The organism is Paenibacillus sp. MT86, from assembly GCF_058792535.1.
In genome coordinates this window covers 1,950,080-1,965,610 of record NZ_CM179499.1, presented here as the reverse complement: position 1 = coordinate 1,965,610, position 15,531 = coordinate 1,950,080, and the positions used below count along the sequence as shown (strand labels likewise).

Annotated in this window: 13 protein-coding genes; 4 read left to right on the top strand and 9 right to left on the bottom strand. The window is 55.0% G+C overall.

Translation table 11 applies throughout. The features are described 5' to 3' along the window. The first annotated feature begins 53 nt into the window (after positions 1–53). Positions 54–3,305 carry a carbohydrate-binding protein gene (locus AC3RCL_RS08455; RefSeq protein WP_492535173.1) on the top strand — a complete coding sequence of 1,084 codons (3,252 nt, stop codon included), beginning with the start codon at positions 54–56 and terminating at the stop codon, positions 3,303–3,305. Between the two features lie 179 nt (positions 3,306–3,484). On the opposite strand, the gene AC3RCL_RS08450 is transcribed toward AC3RCL_RS08455, so the two are convergent. From AC3RCL_RS08450 to AC3RCL_RS08440, 3 genes are all read right to left on the bottom strand, one after another. Next, positions 3,485–4,516 (bottom strand): dienelactone hydrolase family protein, encoded by a 1,032-nt coding sequence (locus AC3RCL_RS08450; RefSeq protein WP_492535172.1) that lies wholly within the window; start codon positions 4,514–4,516, stop codon positions 3,485–3,487. A 90-nt stretch (positions 4,517–4,606) separates the two neighbouring features. Then, on the bottom strand, positions 4,607–5,503 hold the full coding sequence (locus tag AC3RCL_RS08445; protein ID WP_492535171.1) for an anti-sigma factor: 897 nt from the start codon (positions 5,501–5,503) through the stop codon (positions 4,607–4,609). After that, entirely contained in the window at positions 5,484–6,083 is a 600-nt protein-coding gene (locus tag AC3RCL_RS08440) for a sigma-70 family RNA polymerase sigma factor (RefSeq protein ID WP_015734135.1), read from the bottom strand. The genes AC3RCL_RS08445 and AC3RCL_RS08440 overlap by 20 nt, the downstream gene beginning before the upstream one ends. Positions 6,084–6,317: 234 nt before the next feature. Between AC3RCL_RS08440 and AC3RCL_RS08435 the strand changes: the two genes are divergently transcribed. The 3 genes from AC3RCL_RS08435 to AC3RCL_RS08425 are packed head-to-tail and all read left to right on the top strand — an operon-like array spanning position 6,318 to position 9,578. After that, complete coding sequence (locus tag AC3RCL_RS08435; RefSeq protein ID WP_096772998.1) at positions 6,318–7,481, top strand: NEW3 domain-containing protein; 1,164 nt, start codon at positions 6,318–6,320, stop codon at positions 7,479–7,481. Positions 7,482–7,486: 5 nt separating this feature from the next. Further along, positions 7,487–8,509 carry an ABC transporter ATP-binding protein gene (locus AC3RCL_RS08430; protein ID WP_015734133.1) on the top strand — a complete coding sequence of 341 codons (1,023 nt, stop codon included), beginning with the start codon at positions 7,487–7,489 and terminating at the stop codon, positions 8,507–8,509. After that, positions 8,475–9,578, top strand: coding sequence for an ABC transporter permease (locus tag AC3RCL_RS08425; protein WP_228468769.1), 1,104 nt, complete (start codon positions 8,475–8,477; stop codon positions 9,576–9,578). The genes AC3RCL_RS08430 and AC3RCL_RS08425 overlap by 35 nt, the downstream gene beginning before the upstream one ends. 96 nt (positions 9,579–9,674) lie before the next feature. On the opposite strand, the gene AC3RCL_RS08420 is transcribed toward AC3RCL_RS08425, so the two are convergent. The 6 genes from AC3RCL_RS08420 to AC3RCL_RS08395 form a co-directional block, all read right to left on the bottom strand. Further along, positions 9,675–10,484 carry an alpha/beta hydrolase gene (locus AC3RCL_RS08420; protein WP_452519805.1) on the bottom strand — a complete coding sequence of 270 codons (810 nt, stop codon included), beginning with the start codon at positions 10,482–10,484 and terminating at the stop codon, positions 9,675–9,677. 56 nt (positions 10,485–10,540) lie between these two features. After that, positions 10,541–10,873, bottom strand: a complete 333-nt coding sequence (locus AC3RCL_RS08415; protein WP_213577359.1) for a cupin domain-containing protein — start codon at positions 10,871–10,873, stop codon at positions 10,541–10,543. A 181-nt stretch (positions 10,874–11,054) separates the two neighbouring features. Continuing rightward, positions 11,055–12,173 carry a hypothetical protein gene (locus AC3RCL_RS08410; RefSeq protein WP_213577357.1) on the bottom strand — a complete coding sequence of 373 codons (1,119 nt, stop codon included), beginning with the start codon at positions 12,171–12,173 and terminating at the stop codon, positions 11,055–11,057. Between the two features lie 14 nt (positions 12,174–12,187). Beyond that, positions 12,188–13,597, bottom strand: a complete 1,410-nt coding sequence (locus AC3RCL_RS08405) for a family 43 glycosylhydrolase (RefSeq protein WP_492536302.1) — start codon at positions 13,595–13,597, stop codon at positions 12,188–12,190. A 46-nt stretch (positions 13,598–13,643) separates the two neighbouring features. Then, positions 13,644–14,522 (bottom strand): carbohydrate ABC transporter permease, encoded by an 879-nt coding sequence (locus AC3RCL_RS08400; RefSeq protein ID WP_009592190.1) that lies wholly within the window; start codon positions 14,520–14,522, stop codon positions 13,644–13,646. Positions 14,523–14,543: 21 nt separating this feature from the next. Continuing rightward, positions 14,544–15,437 (bottom strand): ABC transporter permease, encoded by an 894-nt coding sequence (locus AC3RCL_RS08395; RefSeq protein ID WP_375121119.1) that lies wholly within the window; start codon positions 15,435–15,437, stop codon positions 14,544–14,546. Positions 15,438–15,531 lie beyond the last annotated feature (94 nt).

Genomic DNA, 15,531 nt, shown 5'->3' with positions numbered 1-15,531 from the left:
GATCGCGAATCTGCCCGGATCGGCTTCCAATTGAAAATGAAGGAGGAATATTCATGTCACGAAGATCAGGCAAATGGTTCAGGTTTTTGACGGTGCCTTTGACCCTCGCATTCTTGCTTGGCTCCATGCCGGGGATCGGCTCTTCCAAAGCCTATGCCTATACCGCATCGGACGGGGATACGGCGATGAACGCTTATAACGAGACATTCTGGGATCCGAACGCCAAGATGTTCTGGAAGGACACCAAACGCGACAAGCATCAGGACTTCTGGGTGGAGGCCGAGCTGTGGGAATTGGTCATGGATGCGTATCAGCACACCTCCGATCCTGCTTTGAAGGCTGAGCTCAGAACACAGATCGACGATGTTTATGACGGCACCGTAGCCAAGTACGGCGAAGATTGGACGAATAATCCGTTCAATGACGATATCATGTGGTGGGCGATGGGCAGCGCCAGAGCCTATCAAATCACCGGGAACCCAAGATACTTGGAGGCAGCGAGGCATCATTTCGATTTCGTGTACGACACGCAGTGGGACGAAGAATTCGCGAGCGGCGGCATTTGGTGGCTGAACAGCGACCATAACACCAAGAACGCGTGCATCAATTTCCCGGCCGCACAAGCGGCATTGTATCTTTACGATATTACGAAGGATGAGCATTATCTAAACGCGGCAACCCAAATATTCAGATGGGGCAAAACGATGCTGACGGACGGAAACGGAAAAGTATTCGACCGGATCGAGCTCGAACGCGGCGCGGTTCCGGACGCCACTCACTACAACCAGGGTACATACATCGGAGCGGCCGTCGGATTGTATAAAGCGACCGGGAATGCGGTTTACCTCGACGACGCGGTCAAAGCCGCGAAGTTTACCAAGAGCCGTCTGGTGGATGCAAACGGCATGTTGAACTATGAAGGTCCCAACGGGGATCTGAAGGGCGGCAAAACGATCCTGATGCGCAATTTGGCCCACCTGCAAAAAACACTGGATGAGACCGGGCAGCACCCGGAGTTCAGCGCTGAATTCGACGAATGGCTTGCCTTCAATACCGAAATGGCCTGGAGCCACCGCAATCCGAATCAGATCGTGGATGGAAACTGGGCAGGACAGCTGCTGTCCGGAACCTATGAGTCCTGGTCCTCGGCTGCTGCCGTTCAAGCTCTGAACGTCATCAAGCCGATGGAAGCCGACCTTCATTATGGCGTTAAGAATCCCTTCGATAAAATCGAGGCGGAACGCTATAATATCGGTTCCGGATTCGTGCTCGAGGGTGCGTTTGAAGGTTCGCTCCAACTGGGCGGAATTCAGCACGGCTCTTATGCCGCATATAAAAATGTGGATTTCGGATCAGAAGGGGCGATCGGCTTCATCGCAAGGGCGTCCAGCGGAACGGGCGGAGGCCATATCGAAATCCGGCTCGACTCCAAAGACGGCCCTAAGGTCGGGACCTTGAACGTTGAGGGAACGGGCGGCTGGAATAATTATATCGATGCCGTCACCCTCCTTAAGGACGACCAGGGATCGCCAAGCTCCATTACCGGCGTCCATGATGTGTATCTTGTCTTCACCAAAACGAATGACGATTATTTGTTCAATTTGAACTGGATTAAATTCACGACGACCGATCCCACCGAAACCGATGCCTATGCCAAGCTTAAAGCGGGAAATTACGACAGCAGCGAAGGTCTCAGCAAACATGCCGAGCTTGGGTACTTAGACGGTATTCATCACAATGCTTATGCGGCTTATGAAGGAATCGACTTTGGATCGGGCGCGGCAGGCGTGACCGTCCATGTGGCGAGCGGCAATCAGGGCGGCACGATCGAAGTCAGGTTGGACGGCCTGGATGGACCTACCGCAGGCGTAATCCCAATTCCGGCGCTTGGAAGCTGGGATCGTTGGGTCGATATTATGGCGAATATCGATGACACCATGGCCGTAGGGGTGCACGATGTTTACCTGGTTTTCAAGGGAGCGAACGGCAGCGATTATCCCCTTAATCTGGAGTGGTTCACCTTTACCACCATGAAAGGAAAAGCCAGGGATGCTTACGGCAAGCTGGAGGCCGAAAACTATACGAACGGAGTAGGCTTCGGCAATGAAACCGGGGGCGGGGAAACCTACCTGGCCGGCATGTTCGGACCGAATAATCCTTATGCCATGTACAATTATATCGATTTCGGCAGCGAAAGCCCAACCCAGTTCCATGTCAATGCGGCCAGCGACACTAGCGGCGGGACAATTGAAGTCCGATTGGATAGCCTTAACGGGCCTGTTATTGCTATCGGAACCGTCTCTGGAACCGGGGGCTGGCAAAATTTCAAGGTTTTCTCGGCGGACGTAACGACTCCCGTAACGGGAAAACACATTGTATTCATGTCTTTTAAAGGCGGAGACTGGTTATACAACTTCGATAAATTCACCTTTGGCGATCCGGCCGTATTCACGGAGCCTGCCCCTCCTACCATACCCGAAGAAGACGACGTTGCTCCGGGCGAAGTAGAGAACGTGCAGGTGAAGCGCGGAGAGGGCAGTATGACGCTGTATTGGGACGGTCCTTACGATATCGATGCTCAAAAAGTGCAAATTACGCTGCGGAGCGATGGGCAGCAGGTCGGAGACGTCATCGAGGTCAATCGCGGAATTCAAACAGCGGTGGTACAAGGAATCGAAGCGGGCAAGGATTATTCGCTTTTCATCCGGTCCAAGGATCTATCCGGCAATGTTTCGCAGGGGATCACCCTCGAGGTAACCGACTCGCCTGCCTTCTCTCTGACTGTGAATGGCAAGAGCTTGCAAGACGGCGATTCCATGGAGGATTTTACGCCCCTCCGTTTTAATATCCTGGACTCTTCCATTCGTTTTGCCGAAATCACCATCGACGGAAAGGCTTACACCCTCGATCCGATGACCATGGATCCTATCGACATTGATTTGGCCGGCAACTTGGGCGATAAAACCGCCACGATTACGACCGAGGACCGCTCAGGAAACAAGCTTCGGAAAAACCTCCGGTTCCGGGTCATCACCAGCGTGAATTCCATGAAACAATTAGTCGAGCGATTCACGGATTCAGGCGATGTACGCGGTGCACTCATTCCCCAGCTGAGCAATGCCCTTAACCAGGTCCAGCATCATCTGGATAAGGGAAGACGCGATCAGGCCGTGAAACATATGCAGAATTTCACCAAGCACCTGAATAAAGAGGCTATGGGACGCAATATCAACGATCAAGCCAAAGCAGTATTGAATACGGATGCCAACTTTCTGATCCATGATTGGCAGGATGACTTGGAGTAAACCGGAGGCGCTTTAGCCCCCCTTGGATGACATGTAAAAAAGATGACTCCCGGTCACTCGGGAGTCATCTTTTTCAAATTTAATCTCCTGTGCGTGCGCCACTCTTCCAAGTTCAGACCTTAATCAATGCGAGATCGGGCTCTATTTCTGTGCTGATCAGCGGCCAGCAGGGAAAATCTTCAATTCTCCGGGCTGCTTAACCGTTCGAACAACCAATCGTACGAATGACGGCCGCTAATTTCGTGCGCTCCAGGAAACAGGTCGGCTTGAAGCCTATCCTCCGCGCCGGCACGCCGATAGGTTTCCCTGAGCTGTTCAACCGCCGAGTTAAAACCCGCAGCCGGAAATATCCGATCATCGGCTCCCGACTCCAGATACAAGGATCTCGGAGCGATCAGCCCTATCCATTCCGGCAGCTCGGCATGGTTCAGGATACCCGGAATGTAATTGCATATACAGTGCTGCATCGCCATAATGCTGTCCTTGAAGGTGTTGGGATAACCGGCAAGCACCGCAGCCCGGATCCGTTCATCCAGCGCCGCGCACAGGAACGAGATCAGGCCGCCTCCCGAAAAACCCATGATGCCGATTCCGCCAGGCTGGACTTCGGGGCGCTCGGCCAGATAGTCCACTGCCCTTAGCGTCTCGGCTACGCGGAGACCGGCGAGCGTCTTGCCATGCATCAGCAGCTGGGCGGCCAGCCGGTGGCAGGAGTTCGCGGCTTCCGGGTTCCGTGCAAGATCGGCGGCTAGGCGACGCTCTCCGAAACCGGCCACATCCGGAGCGATCACCACCATGCCCCGCCGCGCCAACTGAACCGCGAAATGCCGATGGATGCCTGGCGGATCCGAATCGTTGGATCCGTCCTGCCTCAGCCCTACGATCTCCCGGCTTCCATAGCCATGGCCATGAACGGCGACGGCTGCGGGCATCGGCTTCCGCTGATCTTCCGGGATTAGGATATACGCGGCAAAGGATACGCCCGGTACGGCTGATAATTCTATCCTTTCGCGAATATAACCGTCGCATGATACCTGTTCGAGCAGGACAGGCTTGTGATTTTCGTTGGTTTCGAACTCGCCGATCAATCGCCGAAGCGCTTGCTTCAAATACCGATTGCGCTCTTCGGCGCTCATGGCAGCCTGACTGTCTTTCGTTTTTTTCTCAGCCTCGTTATACATGGATTCCAGAAAAGCATCTGCACGCCACATCCGAAAACTCACCCCCTTCGATAAAGTCACTATTGTAGACCAGGTGCTCCCTTGGATCATCGCATATCCCTGCACCTAAACCTCAAGCCATCAAGGCCCCATATTCACCAGGACGGCTTCGGGCCCGGTCGGACTCCGGCTCCCCCCTTTGGGTTCCATGCTGACCACGATCCGCTTCGCGTTCTCCGCGCCGAACCCGTAATAATAACTCTTTCCCTGCGGACCCTGAACCAGCATAAAGCCGGCGCTCGACAGCCGCTCCTCATCCTGCAGCCATACCTGATAGTCTGTTTCCTGCAAGGAATGCAGGCCGTTCACAACGATCAGCATTTCTCCAGAGCCGCGTTTGAGCCATACCGATCCGCTGCCGTAAAACGGCTCTACGGGCTGTATGACGTACCGCTCGGTATCGTCGCTCTGCATATCGGCAATCCGCTGGCTCACGGTATGTTCGAAGGCCGCCTGGGTCTGGACGTCGTTCCCTTTCAAGGAGAATAAACCGGCTATCAACAGGATGAGCAGCGCTCCGGATATCGCCTGCAAGGCAGCATGCTTCCTGATTCGGACCTTGCTTCGGAAGGACCGGATATAAGCCTCTCGCATGAGCCTGTGGCGCAGCCGATCGGGAGGCATGGGTCCATCATTCGGAGCTTGATCCTGCACGGCCCCCCGTATGGCCGGCTCCGTACCTGCCGGCTGAGTCGATCCGAGCTGTTCGCCGTCTATCTCACGGCTTCGAAACAGCTCCTGCCCGAAGACATCGGATTCATGGAATGGCATTGAGAGATTTTCTGCTCCCATAAGGCCGGCCCATTCCGCCGCCGTGCCGGAGCACGCCTCGCATTCCTTGAGATGGAGCTCCAGATTCCTGCTCTCCGCGTACGGCAAACGCTTCATGACGTAATCGACAAGCTTCTCCTCGGGATAGGCCGTGCAGCCGATGTCACCTTGGACAAGGTGTTCAAGGTTATGCTTTGAAAGTTTCATGCTGTGCGCTTCCCCCTTCCTTCCCGTTCATCGCATCCAGCCGCCGCCTGACATTGAGGATGCCGTACCGGATTAAGGATTTGACGGTGCCGACCGGCCGGTTTAACAATTCCGCCATTTCCCGGTGGGACCGCTGCTCGACGTAGCTTCCGTAAACCGCCATCCGCTGAAGGGGCGGAATGCCTTGCAGCGCCTCCTTTACCTGCTCCAGCTCCACCCGTCGCAAGGCGGCCAGCTCAACCGACTCCTGCTCTTCGCTCCATACCGTCTCCGGCAGCGCCTCCCCGTTCCATTCGGCCGCAGCGATGCGCTGCCGCTTGCGCAGGCGATCCATCGCCCTGCACCTTGTTCTCACCGCCAGCCAAGCCTCGACGCTTCCGCGGGCGGGATCGTACTGATCCGCCTTATGCAGCACCTCCATGAAGATATCCTGGCATACATCCTCCGCCTCGGCCGGGTCCTTCGTCATCTGTAAAGCCAACCGGTACACTAGACGGGCATAGGCATCATAGAAGCGTCTGAATGCTGCGGCGGAGCCCTCGGCAATCTCCTCCAACCATAACGCGGAATGATCGTTCATCCCCATAACTCCCCCCTAACCTGTTCTCCTCTCCAATAATTAAGGATGGCTCGCCTGCATACGGCCATTTTCGATTCAATATTTTAGCAAACCGTCCTTGGCTTTTGAATAAACCGGGACGCTTTTCAGGTTCCTTTAATGAATTTTTTAGGTAATTTTAATCTTTCCGATAAATCCAATCCCGGTCGTTCCAACGTACTCTTTGTGACAAAAAAATTTAGGAGGGGTAGTGTCATGAAATCATGTAAACAACGAGCCAAGCAGCTGAGCCTGATGCTCTTGTTCATCCTGGGTGCTTGCTTGTACGGCGGGGGGAACACCGTATTAGCGGCCGGAGAAATCACGTTATACACGCCATATACGTCGATTTCCGTTCCTCCTGGAGAAGTCATCAATTACCCGCTAGAGGTCAAAAACAATACGAATAGCGTCATTACGGTTCCACTGCAAATCAACAGCCTCCCGAGCGGCTGGAGCACCAAGCTAAACGGTGGAGGCTGGCAGCTGAAGGAGGTATCGGTGAAGCCCGGCGAATCCGAATCGGTGACCCTGGAGGTAACCGTGCCGCTTAAGGTAGATAAAGGCTCCTACCGGTTTCAATTAACCGCGGGCTCGATGGCCAGTCTGCAGTTAACCGTGGATATCACGGAAAAAGGAACCTATCAAACCGAGCTCACAACCGATCAGGCCAATCTGGAGGGCCACGCCGATTCCACGTTCACCTACACGGTGAATCTGCAAAACCGAACGGCCAATAAGCAAAACTATGCCCTGAGCGCCGATGCCCAGGCGGGTTGGGACGTTACGTTCACGTCAGGCGGCAAGCAGGTATCCTCCGTCGAAATCGAAGCAGGCGCAAGCCAATCCATTACCGTCGATGTCAAGCCGCCTGCGGAGGTGACGGAAGGCTCCTTCTCCATTCCGATCCGCGCCTCCAATTCATCGACGTCCTCCGAGCTTGCGCTGGAAGCCGTCATTACAGGGTCTTACGGGCTGGAGCTTACAACGCCAAGCGGCTTGCTCAGCACGAATGTCAATGCGGGCGGAAGCAAAACCATAGAGCTGCTGGTGAAGAATACGGGCACCGCACCACTCTCGGACATTAATCTCAGCGCCGATACGCCGGTGGACTGGGAGGTCAGCTTTAATCCGAAAACGATCGAGAATCTGCCTGCAGGCAAATCCACAACGGTAGAAGCCAAGCTGACTTCAAGCGACAAAGCCATCGCCGGCGATTATGTTACGAGCCTGAAAGCCGCTGCGGCCGAAGCAAGCTCCGACGCCCAATTCCGCGTAGCCGTCAAAGGTTCCATGCTATGGGGCTGGATCGGCGTGCTTGTCATATTAGCCATTCTGGGAGGCATCTATGTCCTCATTCGCAAATACGGAAGGAGATGACCCTGATGGATACGGTCATTGACATTCAGGAACTGACGAAGAGTTACCACGACACGAGAGCGGTGGACCGTTTATCCCTTCAAATCAGGCGGGGCGAGATCTTCGGCCTGCTCGGTCCGAACGGTGCGGGCAAATCCACCACGATCCTGATGCTGCTGGGGCTGAGCGAACCGGATTCGGGATCGATAAGCGTGCTTGGCATCAATCCGACAAGAGAGCCGATTCCGGTGAAGCGGCGGGTCGGGTACCTTCCGGATGACGTCGGCTTTTACGAAGACCGTACCGGCATGGAAAACCTGATGCTAACCGCGCGGTTGAATCGAATTCCGGATAACCAAGCCCGCGAAAGGGCATTGGAGCTGCTGGAGCAGGTAGGTCTCACGCATGCTGCCCACAAGAAGACGGGGGCTTATTCCCGCGGGATGCGGCAGCGGCTCGGACTTGCCGACGTCTTAATGAAATCCCCCGAAATCATCATTCTTGACGAACCGACCCTGGGCATCGATCCGACAGGTATGGAAGAGCTGCTGCGGTTGATTCGGAAGCTCAGCCGCGAGCAAGGATTGACCGTGCTGTTATCGTCCCATCAGCTCCACCAGGTTCAGCAGATTTGCGACCGCGTCGGCTTGTTCGTTCGGGGACGGCTCCTCGCCGAAGGCGATGTCGGGAGTCTGTCCCGAACTCTGTTTGCGGATGATCCCATTATGATCACGGCGGAGCTGGATGAGCTTGTGCCCGAACTGCGGGATGCCATCGGCAGCATCCCAGGGGTTCACCAGATCGAAGTTCCGCCTGCCGAGAGCGGTCCGGCTGAATCAAACGACACGCTGACCAGAGACCTGCCAATTAAAGTTCTGATTCGGGCCGATAGGGATTGCAGCCCGGAGATTGCCCGAACGGTCGTAAACGCAGGCGTTCGGCTGTTCTCGCTGAATCGCCAGCAGCACGGCCTGGACGAAATCTACCACCGTTATTTTGCAGGAGGTGAGGAGCATGGCAGAACGAACGACGCCAAGCATACCGGCTAAGCTGACCGGCATGGGCCGCCGGCTGCAAGCCTTATTCGAAAGCAGGAAAAAGGGATCTGCCAAGCCCGCCCGGGCCCCCGGAGAAACGGCAGCCGAAAAATCCGCCCAACCCTCCATGCCCTCGGCATTCGGCGTGCTTGTCCGCAAAGAAATAGCGGACCATATCCGCAGCTGGCGCTTCATCCTGCTGCTAGGCATCATTGCCCTAACCTGCGTAGCCTCGCTGTATACCGCCATGAACAGCATCCGGGAAGCCCTCGGATCGGAGAACGGGGTCCATGATTTTGTCATTCTGAAGCTGTTCACCATCTCGGACGGCACCCTTCCGACCTTCATCGGGTTTGTCGGTTTCCTGGGTCCTTTGCTCGGAATCGGCATGGGTTTTGATGCCATCAACAGTGAACGGAACAAAGGCACGCTCAGCCGAATCATGGCCCAGCCGATTCATCGCGACGATCTGCTCAATGCAAAATTCGCTGCTTCCCTGATCGTCATCAGCATCATGTTTATCACGCTCGGGCTGTTGACCATGGCACTGGGCACCCTGATTATCGGCATTCCGCCTACCTTTGAGGAATTTTTACGGATCATCAGTTTTCTGGTCGTGACGATCTGTTACGTCGGCTTCTGGCTGAATCTGTCCATTACGTTCTCCGTAAGGTTCCGACAGCCGGCCACCTCCGCCTTGTCGAGCATCGCCGTCTGGCTGTTCTTCAGCTTCTTCTTTGACATGATCCTGCAGCTGCTGTCGCGGGGACTGGCTCCCAGTACTGCCTCGGCGACGGTCCAAGATGTCATGACCTATCAGAATCTGATGCTGTGGCTAGGCCGGCTGTCGCCGTATACCCTGTTCAATGAAGCGACGACCACCCTGCTGATGCCATCCATCCGCAATCTCGGTCCGCTCACGCAGGAGCAGGTGTATGGAGCCATTGCCAGTCCGCTGCCGTTCGGCCAAAGCCTGCTGCTCGTCTGGCCGCAAATTATCGGGCTGGCCGCAGCCACGCTGATCTGCTTTGCCATCTCCTACGTCCTGTTCCTCCGCCAGGAGATTCGAGGCCGGTCCTGATCTTCAGGCTATACGAACAAGCTCATCTGAAGGATTCTTCAGATGAGCTTGTTTTTTTATCGAGCGTTCAAGCGTTCTCAAGTTATATGATTTGTTCTACCTTCCTTGCACGACGGCTTGCGACAGGAACCCAATCTTCTGCAGCCAACCCTCGCACAGGCGCGTCCATTGCGAAACACTGGCATCTTCTTCCGCAAGGCCAAGGCCATGCCGGCCTTCCGGGAAAACATGCAGTTCGAACGGAATTTGCTGCTTGCTCAGCGATCCGGCATACATCAGGCTGTTCTCGACCGGGACCGCGCCGTCATCCGCGGTATGCCACAGAAAGGAAGGCGGGGTATCCGGTTTTACCGCCCATTCGAGGGACATCGCATTCCTTAAGTCTTCCGCCGGATTCTCCCCCAACAAATTGATCATGGAGCCCTCATGGTAGTAGTCCTTAAATGAAATGACCGGGTAACAGAGAATGGATGCGTTCGGACGGGAGCCCTGCCTCTCAACGCGATCTTCGGCCTCCGGATTTCCTTCATCGAAATAGGTGCTTGCACTGGCCGCGAGATGTCCGCCGGCAGAGAATCCGAGAATTCCGATGCGTTCCGGATCGATGTTCCATTCCTTGGCATGATGCCTTACGAGCCGAATCGCCCGCTGGGCATCATACAGCGGATAAGGATGCCGGTACGGGGCAACCCGATAATGAACGACGAATGCCGATAAGCCGATCGAATTCAGCCACAGGGCAACCGGATCGCCCTCATGATCTGCCCGCCGTCCATATCCGCCGCCCGGCAGAACGATCACGGCTCCGTGTGGTGTTTCTTTTTGTAGAAGATAAGGTGTCATATAAGGCGTGAACGACTCTTCCACCGACGCATATCCTGGTGTATCCTGTTCCCAAAGCTTCATTCTATCCATTCCTTTCCGACTTCATATGTTGTCGTTGTCCTTCGAATCGATTTCTTTCAGCCGCAACTCTCTTCGGGTCCAAGCAAATCAAGCCTCAACGGTGTAAACGCATCCAAAAGAGCGGATGGCTCGAGTGCTTTCACGCCATGCTCCGCTCCGCCGGGAATGACGATGGTGTCTCCCTGACGCACAAGGGTCGTCTCGCCGTTGATATAGAATTCAATGGCTCCCTTCAGGCAATAACTCATCTGCTCATGGGGATGACTGTGGAGTGCCCCTTCCGCTCCTGCTTCAAAGTGAACCTCCATCATCATCAGACCGGTCCCAGGTTTAAATATCTTCCTCGTCACACCGGGCTCCGCTTGCTCCCAAACCCCGATCTCCGCCATCCTCTTTCTCCTCTCCTGTGCCAAGCGCCTTATTTTCGCGCCATCGATTCTTCCGTAAACGAGCTTTCTACTTCTTCGGCGAAGGGCATGGATTTTCCTATGGCCATCACCAAAAAAATCGAAATGTCCGCACGAAGATGGATCTTTCTTAATGAGAAGGTCCTTGCCTTCAAACCCGCAACTATGTATCTGCAGCTGCCCGAAGATTGGAGAATGCGGAATCGGCGGCATCCAGCTTTCGCCCCTGCAGCCCGCCCAGCTCCCGCAGCGAATAGCGGATCAGAATCGCCTGGGTTCCCGCATTCATATCCCCCTCTACCTCTCCATTGCCCAGCGGAACCGCCTCCGGCATGTCGGGATAATACTCTCCCGGCTTTACCTGGGCCACATTCGGCGCCGGCGGGGAATGATCGATTTCCCGTGAAAATCCGCCGTCCGCGCGTTTGAGACGCGCCATATTCTGCAAGGTGATTTCCGCGATGATCCGAACATCCTGCTCCGGGATGCGCAGCTTCATCGATGTGAGGAGACTGATCGGGTTCCGGACATAACACATATCAACAGCCTTCTCGCTTTGCAGCGCACGCATCAACGAATGGTATATTTCCGATATCCGCGGCAAGGGAGCTTGAAACCGATTATAGAACGTCAGCAGCTTGAAGGTTCCCGATATTCGGACATAAGGCGTGCCTTCGCCCCACAGCCCCGTCGCCGGATCTTGTATGCTCGCAAAATACGACAGCGCCTTACGCAAAAACGGCTCCCTCTCTTCCTGCGGCATTTGGGATAAATAAGGGGCTGAATTACACAGACGATCGCAGCCGCGCCAGCTGTTCACCAGACTGATCGAGCGCAGCCACTCCGCATATTCCTCGGGAGAGCGGCAGTATGCCGGAGCCATATGCCGATTGCCCGGCAGCGGGTGCAAGGGGGCTGCACCCAACTTGCGGAGTGCTCCCACGCTGTACCCAAGCGCTCGTCCCACCATCACATCGTCTGTTCTCATATTGGGATCGGCATCATAAAAATAACCCGTCGCGGGGTCTTGTTTGGACTGAAAAAACCGCACGAGCCCCGCCTTGATGCCATCGGACAGTCTTTGCAGAAGCCCGCATCGCTCGATAATGCCCAATGCCTGCGCGGTCGACTCGATGTCCGGAACGAACGCCTCGGAATCCCGTGAACTGCGGGCATAATAGAAACCGCCGGAAGCCGCGTCGTATTGCCCCTCGAGCCATTCGAAGAAGCCTTCAAACAGCCTGTCGCCGCCTGCCAGAATATCCTCTAATCCCTGTGCCATTTCTACCCCTTCTTTCAGCTGCTTATGACGTTATATGAAAAGTTCCGGAAAATCACCCTGCCTTTGCCGATGGCATCCAATCCGACGCGGAGACTCTGAAATCCGCCAAACGTGTTATGATGGAACCCTGAAACATCCGCGACCTTGTCGTACCGGATCCACTGCGTCCCCTCGAAGCTGTAATAGAACGAAACGATATGCGCATCGTTAACCAACCGCAGAAATGCCCTGCGAGTATGGTTCGGCATCGTGCCGTATCCCTTGAATGACCGGAAATGCCGGACTCCGCGCTCGTTGACTCCCATGCCGAGATATGCCGCATCGTTGTAATAGAGCAGCAGTCGGCCCTCCGCCGGACCCTCCACGATAATCTCGACCTCTGCTGAGTAACGCTTATGGCCCGCCATGTAGAGCAGCGGAGAAGCTTTGGCTTCCTCGGGTGCTGCTTCGGCTGCCAACTGATGATTCCCCGGACGGAACCGGGTGGAAGGCTCCACGCCTTCGCACTGCCAATGAAGGCCCAGTTCAGATCCGGCAAAGGTATCCCTGAATGAAACGCTTTGATTCACCGCATCGATTTCTTCTTCGTCGTGCGACCCAACATGCCGGGCAAGCCTCTCATGGCCTTCCGCAGCATGAAACCACCCGTCCGAGGTCCATTCGATCGGTTCGAGCAACGTCTGCCGACCGAGCGAATGGAATCCGCCCGCATATGCATGGTAGACCATCCACCACTGGCCGTCAGGACTGTCGATCAGCGAGGCATGTCCCTTGGACCACCAGGGCTCCTCCTTGGATTCCGTATGAACGACCGGGTTATAAGGCGAATGCTCCCACGGCCCCCATGGCGTTCGGGATCTTGACGATACAGCCATATGGCTTGTAGGCGGTCCTGCCGTCCCCCCGACAGCTACCGTCAAATAATAATATCCGTCGCGAACGGTCATCTTCGGCCCTTCCAGGCTGTATGCCTCTACGACCCACACCTCCGGATACCGCCAGCCGTTATACACATGCCTCACTTCGCCCGAGACCGCGAGCCCGTCTGCCGTAAGCTCTACAAAATCACCGCCCGACATATGCAAATAACGCTTTCCGTCCGGTCCTGCCGTATGCCCCGGATCAATTCCCTTGATCCCCAGATTGATCGGCTTGCTCCACGGTCCCGCCGGACTGAATGCCGTAACGACCCAATTCGTCCGCCCTGCCGGATAATAGATGTAATACCTCCCGTTATGCGCGACGAAATCCGGCGCCCACACATCTCCCTCGTAATGGGGCAGTGCGGCCCCGACCCGGCTCCAATTCAGCAAATCACGCGAATGCCAGATGACGAGCCCGGGCGTCAGCTTGTAGGATGAATGCGTCATGTAATAATCCTCGCCGACCCGGATGATCGACGGGTCCGCATAATTGCCGGCCATGATCGGTGCATGCCGTTTCTTTTCCAACACGCTCCTTCGCTCCTCTCTATCCCTTGATGGATCCTAGCAGCGCGCCCTTCGCAAAATGCTTCTGCAGGAACGGATATACGCACAGTATCGGCAGCGTGGCAATGACGATGACCGCCATTTTCACCGTCTGCTCCGGCGGCCGGACGAATTCGTCCATGCCGGAGGTATCGGCCGTCAAGCCGCTGGCAAGAATGACGATCTGCCGCAGGATGACCTGCACTGGCCACTTGGCCGCGTCATTCAGGTACAGAATCGCCGACATATACGTATTCCAGTAAGTAACCGCATAAAAGAGCGATATGGTTGCAATGGCTGGCATCGACAGCGGAATCACGATTCGGAACAGGATGCCCCAATCGCCGGCTCCGTCGATTTTTGCGGATTCCTCCAGACCTTCGGGCAGGTTCTGAAAAAAGTTTCGCATGATGATGAGGTTGAAGGCATTGATCGCCGTCGGGACAATCAAGGCCGCATACGTATCGATGAGCCCCATCTCCTTTACCACGAGAAAGGTCGGTATCATCCCCCCGCTGAACAGCATCGTGAACAAGACCATGAACATGATGAAATTTCGGCCATCCAGATCCCTGCGCGACAGCCCGTAGGCCATCAGGCAGGTTAACAGCATGCTGAACAAAGTGCCCAGGAAGGTGACGCCAACGGAAACGCCAAGCGAACGAAAAACCGTATTGGTCGAAAACACGTATTTGTAAGCGTCAAGGGACCATACGGTCGGAAACAGGACAAACTGCTTCTGCGCCAGCTCCGTCACCGTCGTGAACGATCCGGCGATGACGTGAAGGAAAGGCAGAATGGTAACGAGGCCGATGATCGACAGCAGCGTGTAGTTCACGATATCGAAGATTCGGCTCGATATCGTTTTATCTTGTACCATAGCGGTCCACCTTTCTCATAATTAATAGATGCCTTCTTCTCCGGCCTTTTTGGCCAGCCAATTGGCCAGCATCACCAGAATGAGACCGATCAGCGATTTAAAGAACCCGACCGCCGTGCTGAAGCTGAACTGTCCTTGCTTCAGACCCGCGGTGTACACATACGTATCGAAAATCTCCGCAACATCCCGGTTCATCGAGTTTAAGAGGAGATAGATATGTTCGAACCCAAGTTCCAGCACGTCGCCGATTTTCAAAATCAATAAAACGACGATCACGCTTCGAATCGAAGGGAGCGTGATATGCCACATTTGCCGAAAGCGGCTGGCTCCGTCAATTCGGGACGCTTCGTATAAACCCGGATCAATCGCGGCCATGGCGGCCAAATAAATGATGGTCCCCCAGCCGGCCTCACGCCAGATGATCTGCAGGACATACATCGGCCTGAACCACTCGCTGCTCATCAGGAAATTGATTTTTTCGAATCCGGCCATAACCAGCAGCTCATTGATAATGCCGCGATCCATCGAGAGCATGACAAACGAAATGGATACGATGATGACCCACGACATGAAATGGGGAATGTACACCAGCGTCTGGATAAAACGTTTAAACGCTTCGCGCCGGACCTCGTTGAGCATTAAGGCAAGAATGATCGGCACGGGGAAATAAAATGCCAGGTTCAAGAAAAACAGCAGCAGCGTGTTGCCTAATATCGTGAAGAACATCGGCTCGGTAAACAGCCGCTCAAAGTGCTTGAGCCCCACCCAGGGGCTGCCCGTTACGCCCAGATAAGCCTGATAATCCTGGAAGGCTATGATCAATCCCGACATCGGGATGTATTTAAAGATCAGGAAGTATAAAAATCCCGGAAGTATCATGAGATAGATCGCCCGGTTTTTAACGATTCTTCTCATTCGACCGGACTCCGGTATTGTGGGGGCGTCCTTGCGCATCCCGGTCTTCACTGCGGTTTCGCTCATGATCTCAGACTTCCTTTCTGCCCCGAAG